This is a genomic window from Enterobacter cloacae complex sp. P47BA (assembly GCF_014930485.1).
Lineage (GTDB): Bacteria > Pseudomonadota > Gammaproteobacteria > Enterobacterales > Enterobacteriaceae > Enterobacter > Enterobacter bugandensis.
This window is the reverse complement of record NZ_JADBRF010000038.1, coordinates 1-8,461: the sequence shown is the minus strand read 5'-3', so window position 1 is coordinate 8,461 and position 8,461 is coordinate 1. Positions and strand designations below refer to the sequence as shown.

Annotated in this window: 8 protein-coding genes; 2 read left to right on the top strand and 6 right to left on the bottom strand. The window is 55.5% G+C overall.

The window, feature by feature from the left end; genetic code table 11:
* Positions 1–243 precede the first annotated feature (243 nt).
* Both IM299_RS22705 and mdtD read left to right on the top strand, forming a co-directional pair.
* Entirely contained in the window at positions 244–951 is a 708-nt protein-coding gene (locus tag IM299_RS22705; RefSeq protein ID WP_193358128.1) for a FadR/GntR family transcriptional regulator, read from the top strand.
* A complete protein-coding gene (gene mdtD / locus IM299_RS22700; protein WP_028014904.1) occupies positions 948–2,381 on the top strand; it encodes a multidrug transporter subunit MdtD in 1,434 nt (477 codons plus the stop codon). Before IM299_RS22705 ends, mdtD begins: the two co-directional genes overlap by 4 nt.
* Here the strand turns inward: mdtD and rbsR are convergent.
* The 6 genes from rbsR to rbsD form a co-directional block, all read right to left on the bottom strand.
* Complete coding sequence (rbsR, locus tag IM299_RS22695) at positions 2,347–3,339, bottom strand: ribose operon transcriptional repressor RbsR (RefSeq protein ID WP_028014905.1); 993 nt, start codon at positions 3,337–3,339, stop codon at positions 2,347–2,349. The two genes, mdtD and rbsR, sit on opposite strands and share 35 nt — an antisense overlap.
* Before the next feature lie 3 nt (positions 3,340–3,342).
* Positions 3,343–4,272, bottom strand: a complete 930-nt coding sequence (gene rbsK, locus IM299_RS22690; RefSeq protein WP_193358127.1) for a ribokinase — start codon at positions 4,270–4,272, stop codon at positions 3,343–3,345.
* A 108-nt stretch (positions 4,273–4,380) separates the two neighbouring features.
* Complete coding sequence (gene rbsB, locus IM299_RS22685) at positions 4,381–5,271, bottom strand: ribose ABC transporter substrate-binding protein RbsB (protein ID WP_010426610.1); 891 nt, start codon at positions 5,269–5,271, stop codon at positions 4,381–4,383.
* A gap of 27 nt (positions 5,272–5,298) precedes the next feature.
* Positions 5,299–6,264 carry a ribose ABC transporter permease gene (gene rbsC / locus IM299_RS22680; RefSeq protein ID WP_006808742.1) on the bottom strand — a complete coding sequence of 322 codons (966 nt, stop codon included), beginning with the start codon at positions 6,262–6,264 and terminating at the stop codon, positions 5,299–5,301.
* A 4-nt stretch (positions 6,265–6,268) separates the two neighbouring features.
* A complete protein-coding gene (gene rbsA, locus IM299_RS22675; RefSeq protein ID WP_193358129.1) occupies positions 6,269–7,774 on the bottom strand; it encodes a ribose ABC transporter ATP-binding protein RbsA in 1,506 nt (501 codons plus the stop codon).
* A gap of 7 nt (positions 7,775–7,781) precedes the next feature.
* Positions 7,782–8,201 carry a D-ribose pyranase gene (gene rbsD, locus IM299_RS22670; protein WP_003862392.1) on the bottom strand — a complete coding sequence of 140 codons (420 nt, stop codon included), beginning with the start codon at positions 8,199–8,201 and terminating at the stop codon, positions 7,782–7,784.
* Between the last annotated feature and the right edge of the window lie 260 nt (positions 8,202–8,461).

Genomic DNA, 8,461 nt, shown 5'->3' with positions numbered 1-8,461 from the left:
ATTATTTTCGCTGTTCTCTGCTGACCCGGCGGCGTGTGTGCCGTTGTTCCGTGTCAGTGGAGGCGCATTATAGGGCGTTATTCTTAAGTGACAAGAGGAAATTCAAAAAAAGTTTCTGACCGTGTTTTTTTTCACCAACAGAGGTGATATCAAGCTACAAATTGTTCTATTTGATGTATCTGCAACCACAATCACATTCGAGGTGGCATAATTAACAGCATGAAACATTAAGGAATAAAAGCGATGCCATTAAGCGCACAACAGCTGGCCGCCCAAAAAAATCTGTCCTATGTGCTGGCAGAAAAGCTGGCGCAGCGGATTTTAGCGGGTAAATATGCCCCGGGGAGCATCCTGCCGGGTGAATTGGAGCTGGGTGAGCAGTTTGGAGTAAGCCGTACCGCGGTTCGCGAGGCGGTGAAAACCCTGACGGCAAAAGGCATGGTGCTTCCACGCCCTCGTATTGGCACGCGCGTGATGCCACAGAATAACTGGAATTTTCTCGATCAGGAGCTGCTCTCCTGGTGGATGACCGAAGACAACTTTCATCAGGTCGTCGATCACTTTCTGGTAATGCGCAGCAGTCTTGAGCCTCAGGCATGCCTGCTTGCCGCCACGCTCGGGACAACAGAGCAGAAAGCGCAGCTTAACGCACTCATGGAAGAGATGGTGTTCCTGAAAAAACACTTCAACCGGGAACGATGGATTGAGGTCGATATGGCCTGGCATGAACATATCTATATGATGAGCGCCAATCCGTTCCTCACTTCCTTTGCTTCGTTATTCCATTCGGTGTACCACACCTACTTTACCTCTATTACACAAGACGAAGTGGTAAAGCTGGATTTGCATCAGGCGATAGTAGATGCCATTCAGGAGAGCGACGGGCAGCGAGCCCTGACTGCATGTCAGGCATTGCTGACCGCACCAACCCACCAGCAGGTAAATAAATGACAGAGAAAAAAGCGCGCAGCATGGCCGGATTGCCGTGGATTGCAGCCATGGCGTTCTTTATGCAGGCACTGGATGCCACCATCCTCAATACGGCGCTTCCCGCCATTGCGCAAAGCCTTAACCGCTCCCCGCTGGCAATGCAGTCCGCCATCATTAGCTACACCCTCACGGTGGCGATGTTGATCCCGGTAAGTGGCTGGCTGGCCGATCGCTTCGGTACCCGCAGAGTTTTCATGCTGGCCGTAACGCTCTTTACGCTCGGTTCACTGGCCTGCGCGCTCTCCACTTCATTAACGGAGCTGGTTATCTTTCGCGTACTGCAGGGAATAGGCGGCGCGATGATGATGCCGGTGGCGCGCCTCGCTTTGCTGCGTGCCTACCCACGCAGCGAACTGCTCCCCGTACTCAACTTTGTCACCATGCCAGGGCTGGTCGGCCCAATACTTGGCCCGGTCCTCGGGGGTGTGCTGGTTACCTGGGCAAGCTGGCACTGGATTTTCCTGATTAATATTCCGATTGGCGTGGCAGGGCTGATCTATGCCCGCAAATATATGCCGAACTTCACCACGCCAAGGCGCAGCTTCGATATGGGCGGCTTTTTCCTGTTTGGACTGAGTCTGGTGCTGTTCTCCAGTGGCATGGAGCTCATTGGCGAGAAGCTCGTTGAAACGTGGCTGGCGCTCGCCGTCATCCTCAGTGGTATTCTGCTGTTCCTTCTTTATATACGCCATGCGCGTCGTCACCCGACACCGCTTATCTCTTTATCTCTCTTTAACACCCGAACCTTTTCCGTCGGGATCGCGGGCAATATTGCCTCACGTCTGGGCACAGGCTGCGTACCGTTCCTGATGCCATTGATGCTGCAGGTGGGGTTCGGCTACCCGGCGCTGATTGCCGGCTGCATGATGGCGCCCACGGCAATGGGTTCCATTCTGGCGAAATCGACGGTCACACAGGTACTGCGCTGGTTTGGCTATCGTAAAACACTGGTTGGCGTGACGGTCTTTATCGGTCTGATGATTGCGCAGTTCTCGCTGCAATCCGCGGCGTTACCGGTCTGGATGTTGATCCTGCCGCTGTTTGTGCTGGGAATGGCGATGTCAACGCAGTTCACGTCGATGAACACCATCACCCTTGCGGACCTGACCGACGAGAACGCGAGCAGCGGCAACAGCGTACTGGCGGTGACCCAACAGCTGTCGATCAGCCTCGGGGTAGCCGTGAGCGCGGCGGTGCTGCGGTTTTATGAAGGGTTTGACGGCACGAATACCGTTGAGCAGTTCCACTATACCTTTATCACCATGGGCGCGCTTACCGTGGTGTCGGCGCTGGTCTTTATGTTGTTAAAACCGAAAGATGGCCGGAACCTGATTAAAGAGCGTCACAAAGAGAAAGCTAAACCGAACCGCGTTCCATCAGAACAGGAGTAAGCTGCAAACGTTGCTGTTGCAGCGTGGGCTGCGCCATACGGTGGATCAATACGTCGATGGCCAGCTCACCTAGTTCATCCTTCGGCTGATGGATCGTGGTCAGCGGCGGCGTCATGTAGCGCGCCAGTTCGATATCATCGTAACCGACGATCGCCATATCGTCCGGAACGCGCAGTCCCGCCTGATACAGCGCCTGATAGGCACCAAACGCCATCGCATCGTTGCCGATAAACACCGCCTGCGGGCGAGGCTCTTGCGCCAGCAGCGTCTGCATTGCCTCGAAACCGCCGTTAAACTCGAAATCGCCGGTGATGCGATAGCCATCAGGAATGGCAAGCCCTGCCCGCTCCATTGCCGAAAGATAGCCTTCCAGACGCAAGCGCGCCGGGGTTTTATCCAGCGGGCCGGTAATGCAGGCAATGCGGGTATGGCCTTTATCAATCAGGTGCTGCGTCGCCATATCGCCGCCCAGCAGCGAGTTATCCTGAATCAGATCGCTGGTCCCGTCGAACGGCGCCCAGTCCATCATTACGGTGGGAATAGAAGGATAGCGCTGAATGATCTCTTTTGAAGGTTGATGCGTTTCGGTACAGAGCAGCAGCAGCCCGTCGACGCGTTTTTGCATCAGCGTTTCCAGGTTGCGGTTCATGCGCTGCTCGTCGCCTTCAGTATTGCACAGCACCAGACTGTAGCCACGCTCGAAGCAGCTGCGCTCTACGCCACGAACAAGTTCAGAATAGAAAGGATTGGTACTGGCCGTGATCAGCATGCCGATGGTGCGCGTCTGGTTAAGCTTCAGACTGCGCGCCAGCGCCGACGGCGCATAGTTGAGGTCTTTTACTGCGGCTTCGACTTTCTCCCGAATCGCCTCGCTGACGAAGCGGTCGTTATTAATAACGTGAGAGACGGTCGAAGTAGAAACGCCCGCCATGCGGGCGACATCTTTCATCGTAGCCAAGCGTTACCCCTGCTGACTTAAGAATTCATCGATCTCTTTACGCCACGGAACGGAAGGCTGTGCGCCTTTGCGCGTCACCGCAATCGCGGCGGCGGCATGTGCAAAGCGGATCGCGTCATCCATCGCTTTTCCTTCCAGCAATGCCGTCGCCAGCGCACCGTTGAAGGTGTCTCCAGCGGCGATGGTATCGATGGCTTTGACCTTAAAGCCCGGCACGCGACGGCCTTCGCCATTGACGCTAGCCCACACCCCGCGGCTACCAAGAGTAATGATAACGGTCCCGATGCCTTTTGCATGCAGCACTTTCGCCGCACGCGCGGCATCATTGTCATTTTCAACGCGAATGCCCGTCAGCTTTTCCGCTTCGGTTTCGTTCGGGGTGATGATATCCACCAGCGCCAGCAGTTCGTCTGATAATACACGGGCAGGCGCAGGGTTAAGTACGACAGTGGTATGATTTTCATGCGCAATTTTCGCGGCGGTCAGCACGCTTTCAACCGGGGACTCCAGCTGCATCAGCAGGGCTTCCGCTCCGGCGATGATCCCACGCTGCGCTTCGACGCGTTCAGTCGTTAACGCAGCGTTAGCGCCAGCATGAATACCGATGACATTCTCACCTTCCGCGTTGACGAAAATCAGCGCCACGCCGGTAGATTCCCCTTCGACTACGCTCACTGGCGAAACATCAATGTTGTCGCTCGCCAGCTGTTTGCGTACGCGCTCGCCGGTATCGTCATCACCCGTACAGGCGATAAACGCGATATTCGCCCCGCTGCGCCCGGCGGCAACTGCCTGGTTTGCGCCCTTACCGCCGAACGCGACCTGATACTGATTGCCGGTGACGGTTTCGCCCGGAGTGGGGAACGTTTCAAGGTTAAGAATGTGATCGGCATTGATACTGCCAAGGACGACGAGGTTGCCTGCGGTTTTCATGTATTGAGGTGTCCATCTGAGAGCGCCACCGGTATTACCCGGTGGCGTATGCCACACTTTTCTTTTATTTGGTGTCCCTCAGGCAGCCAGCGACTGCCTGAATCGCCTTTACTGCTTAATGACCAGCTTCAGGTCAACAGGGTATTTGGCCTGAACTTTTTCGCCCTTCAGCACTTTGTCGGCAGTTTCAACGCCAGTCGCGCCAATCTGCTCAGGCAGCTGAGCGATGGTCGCAGCCAGTTTGCCATCATTTACTGCTTTTTCACCATCCGGCGTGCCGTCAAATCCGACAACCATCACATCTGATTTACCTGCGGTCTGGAGCGCACGCAGCGCACCGAGCGCCATCTCATCGTTCTGTGCAAATACCGCCTGCACATCTGGATGCGCGGTCAGCAGGTTCTGCATGACGTTCAGACCCTTAGTACGGTCGAAGTCTGCCGGCTGGCTGGCCAGCACGTTGAATTTGTGTGCAGCCACGGCCTGCTGGAAGCCTTCACCACGTTCACGGGCCGCGGAAGTACCGGCGATACCCTGCAGTTCGATAACTTTCGCGCCTTCACCGGCTTTCTTCGCGATGTAGTCACCAGCAATTTTACCGCCCAGCACGTTATCAGACGCAATGTGGCTCACAACTTCGCCTTTCGTTGCCTGACGGTCCAGAGTGATCACCGGAATTTTCGCCTGGTTTGCCATCTTCACGGCGTTGCCTACGGCATCAGAATCGGTTGGGTTGATCAGCAGAATTTTGGTGCCACGAACGGTTAAGTCCTGAACGTTAGCCAGCTCTTTCGCCGGGTTGTTCTGTGAATCCAGCACCACCAGGTTGTAGCCCAGTTTGTCCGCTTCTTTCTGCGCACCGTCCTTCAGGGAGACGAAGAACGGGTTGTTCAGGGTAGAGACAACCAGCGCGATGGTATCTTTCGCCATGGCGTTAGCACTTACGGTTGCGCTCAGCGCGACAGCAGAAACCAGGGTAGCCAGTTTTTTCATGTTCATATCTAAGATGTCCTGTAGTGTCGTCAGTTACTGTTTTTTGTTGTCTACCAGTACCGCCAGCAAAATCACCACTGCCTTAACGATCATCTGGTAATAGGAGGAAACACCTAACAAATTCAAACCATTATTCAGGAAACCGAGGATCAGTGCGCCGATCAATGTCCCAACAATGCGACCTTTACCGCCCGCAAGGCTCGTACCGCCCAGAACCACCGCCGCGATGGCATCCAGCTCGTACCCCGTCCCCGCCGTTGGCTGCGCGGAAGAGAGGCGCGCCACTTCGATGATGCCCGCCAGAGAGGCCAGCAGGCCGCACAGGGAGTACACGATAATTTTGACTTTATTAACGCTGATACCGGACAGGCGCGTGGCCGCTTCGTTACCGCCCAGGGCATAGATATAACGGCCCAGGCGGGTATGGTGCAGCATGTACCACGCCGCCAGGAAGACGATAGCCATGATCCAGACCGGGGTCGGGACACCCAGCGGGCGACCGATACCGAACCAGCCAAACAGATCCGCGTTATCCGTAAACCCGGTATTCACCGGGCTACCGTTGGTGTAAACCATGGTCACACCGCGCAGCAGCAGCATCATCACCAGCGTGGCGATAAACGCCTGAACGCGGCCTTTTGCCACAATCACACCGGTAACGGCACCAATCGCCGCGCCAGCCGCCAGTGCAGCCGCAACGGCCACCAGCGCGTTGACCTCAATTCCCACAATTGAAGCGGCGATCGCACCGGTGAGCGCCAGCAGGGAACCGACGGACAGATCGATACCCGAGGTCAAAATCACCAGCGTCATGCCGACCGCCATAATGGCGTTCACCGACGTCTGCTGCAGAATGTTGAACAGATTATTGACGGTAAAAAAGTTCGGGCTCATGGTCGAGACAATCGCGATCAGCACCAGCAGGGCAATCAGCGATTTTTGTTCCATCAGCCATGCCTTTGTGAAATAGCGGCGACCAGAAACAGCCTGGGTAGTCATCTTCTTACTCCTGATTCACGCGATTAAGCTTGCCCACAGCGGCAGCCATCAGAACTTCCTGGGTGGCCTGCTCGCGAGTGAATTCACCGCCGAGATGCCCTTCATGCATGACGATAATGCGATCGCTCATGCCTAATACCTCTGGCATCTCGGAAGAGACCAGAATGATGCTCAGACCGTCGGCCTTGAACTGGTTAATCAGCTGATAGATCTCTTTTTTCGCGCCCACGTCCACGCCGCGGGTTGGCTCGTCGAGGATCAACACCTTCGGGCGCGTCATCAGCCCGCGGGCAATCGCCACTTTCTGCTGATTCCCGCCGGACAACAGGCCAATAGCCTGCTCCATCGACGGGGTTTTAACGTTGAAGAGACGGATAAAATCACTGACCGCCTGCTGCTCATCTTTATGCTTCAGGCTGCCGCCGCTATGGCTGAAATAGCGCAGCGCGGTGAGGGACATATTCTCTTTCACCGACATGCCCAGCACTAAGCCGTCGCGCTTGCGGTCTTCGGAGATATAGACGATGCCGTTCGCCAGCCCGTCCTGCGGCGAGCGGGTCACCACTTCATGGCCGTCAAGAGTAACGTAACCGCTGGTGCGCGGCAGTGCGCCGTACAGCACTTTCATCAGCTCGGTACGGCCCGCGCCCATCAGGCCCGCCACGCCCAGGATCTCGCCCTGACGCAGGGTAAAGGTCACATCGTTTACGCCTGGGCCGCAGAGGTTATCTACCTTCAGGTGGATCTCGCCCGGCGCTTTGTCCAGATGCGGATATTGGTCTTCGAGCTTACGTCCCACCATCATTTCGATCAGCGTATCTTCGGTCAGCGTTGCCACTTCGCGCTCGGCGATAAACTGGCCGTCGCGGAAGACGGTAACGTCGTCGCAAATTTCGAAGATCTCTTTCATGCGGTGAGAGATATAGACAATGCCGCGTCCCTGCGCTTTCAGCTCGCGGATCACGCGGAACAGGGATTCGGTTTCGGTATCGGTCAGGGCGTCGGTCGGTTCATCCATAATGATGACCTTCGACTCGAAGCTCAGCACCTTCGCGATTTCCACCATCTGCTGATCGCCGATGGAGAGGTCGCCCACCAGGCGGTCGCTCTTAAAGCGCAGGTTCAGCTTCGCCAGCAGCTTGTCCGCTTCGGCGTACATGGTTTTCCAGTCGATTTTGCCGAACCGGTTCACGAACTCGCGGCCCAGGAAGATGTTCTCCGCAATGGTCAGCTGCGGGATCAGGTTCAGCTCCTGGTGAATAATGCCGATGCCCGCTTCCTGAGAGGATTTCGGGCCGTTAAAGGTGGTTTCTTTACCCAGCCAAACGAGTGAACCGGCATCACGCTGATAGATCCCGGTCAGCACTTTCATCATGGTGGATTTGCCGGCACCGTTTTCGCCCACCAGCGCCATCACGCGTCCTGGGTAGACGTTAAGCGCCGCACCGGAGAGGGCTTTTACGCCCGGGAACGACTTATCGATCCCTTTGAGTTGCAGTAATGCGTCCATGATGGCCTCAGAAGGTGACGCCAGCACAGAGAATGATATTCGCATACGGGGAACACTCCCCGCTGCGAATCACCGCCTGACTGTCTGCGGTTTGTTGTTTGAACTGTTCGTGCGTTGTGTAACGAATTTCTATGGTGTTTCCCTGGTGTTGTTGCAGTTGCTCAATGTGGCTGAGCAACGTTTCGTGGAGTTGCGGATTATGTTGTTTGATTTCCGCCGCGAGAATGGCCGCCTCAACCTGCATCTCCGCCGTCACCACCTCCAGTACCTGCATAAACGAGGGCACGCCCTGCGTTAACGCCATATCGATACGGGTTGTGCTGCGCGGAACCGGTAAGCCTGCATCGCAAACCACCAGCGTATCGGTATGCCCAAGACGGGAAATAACCGATGAGATTTCTGAGTTGAGAACCGTGCCTTTCTTCATTTTCTTGCTCCACTAGCGAAACGTTTCGCTAAAAATAGTGTAGCCGCATAAATGTTCAGAAAACCATCATGACGTAACGGATTTGTGATCAACGTCGAAACGTTTCGCTAAGTGAAATGGAAGGGGAGGTCAATGCAAAACGGTAACCGTCAGGTTACCGTTTTAGATGTTTGCGCCCTCTCCCTGTGGGCTGAGGAATCCCCAGTAATTTTTTTCCTGAAGCGATGAACATTGCTTCAGAGAAATGAATAACTTACAGC

What these genes read in the sequence shown, in the direction of transcription:
- IM299_RS22705 (WP_193358128.1), top strand. Translation starts at nt 244, where the DNA reads ATGCCATTAAGCGCACAACAGCTGGCCGCCCAAAAAAATCTGTCCTAT.
- mdtD (WP_028014904.1), top strand. Translation starts at nt 948, where the DNA reads ATGACAGAGAAAAAAGCGCGCAGCATGGCCGGATTGCCGTGGATTGCA.
- rbsK (WP_193358127.1), bottom strand. Translation starts at nt 4,272, where the DNA reads ATGAAAACCGCAGGCAACCTCGTCGTCCTTGGCAGTATCAATGCCGAT.
- rbsB (WP_010426610.1), bottom strand. Translation starts at nt 5,271, where the DNA reads ATGAACATGAAAAAACTGGCTACCCTGGTTTCTGCTGTCGCGCTGAGC.
- rbsC (WP_006808742.1), bottom strand. Translation starts at nt 6,264, where the DNA reads ATGACTACCCAGGCTGTTTCTGGTCGCCGCTATTTCACAAAGGCATGG.
- rbsA (WP_193358129.1), bottom strand. Translation starts at nt 7,774, where the DNA reads ATGGACGCATTACTGCAACTCAAAGGGATCGATAAGTCGTTCCCGGGC.
- rbsD (WP_003862392.1), bottom strand. Translation starts at nt 8,201, where the DNA reads ATGAAGAAAGGCACGGTTCTCAACTCAGAAATCTCATCGGTTATTTCC.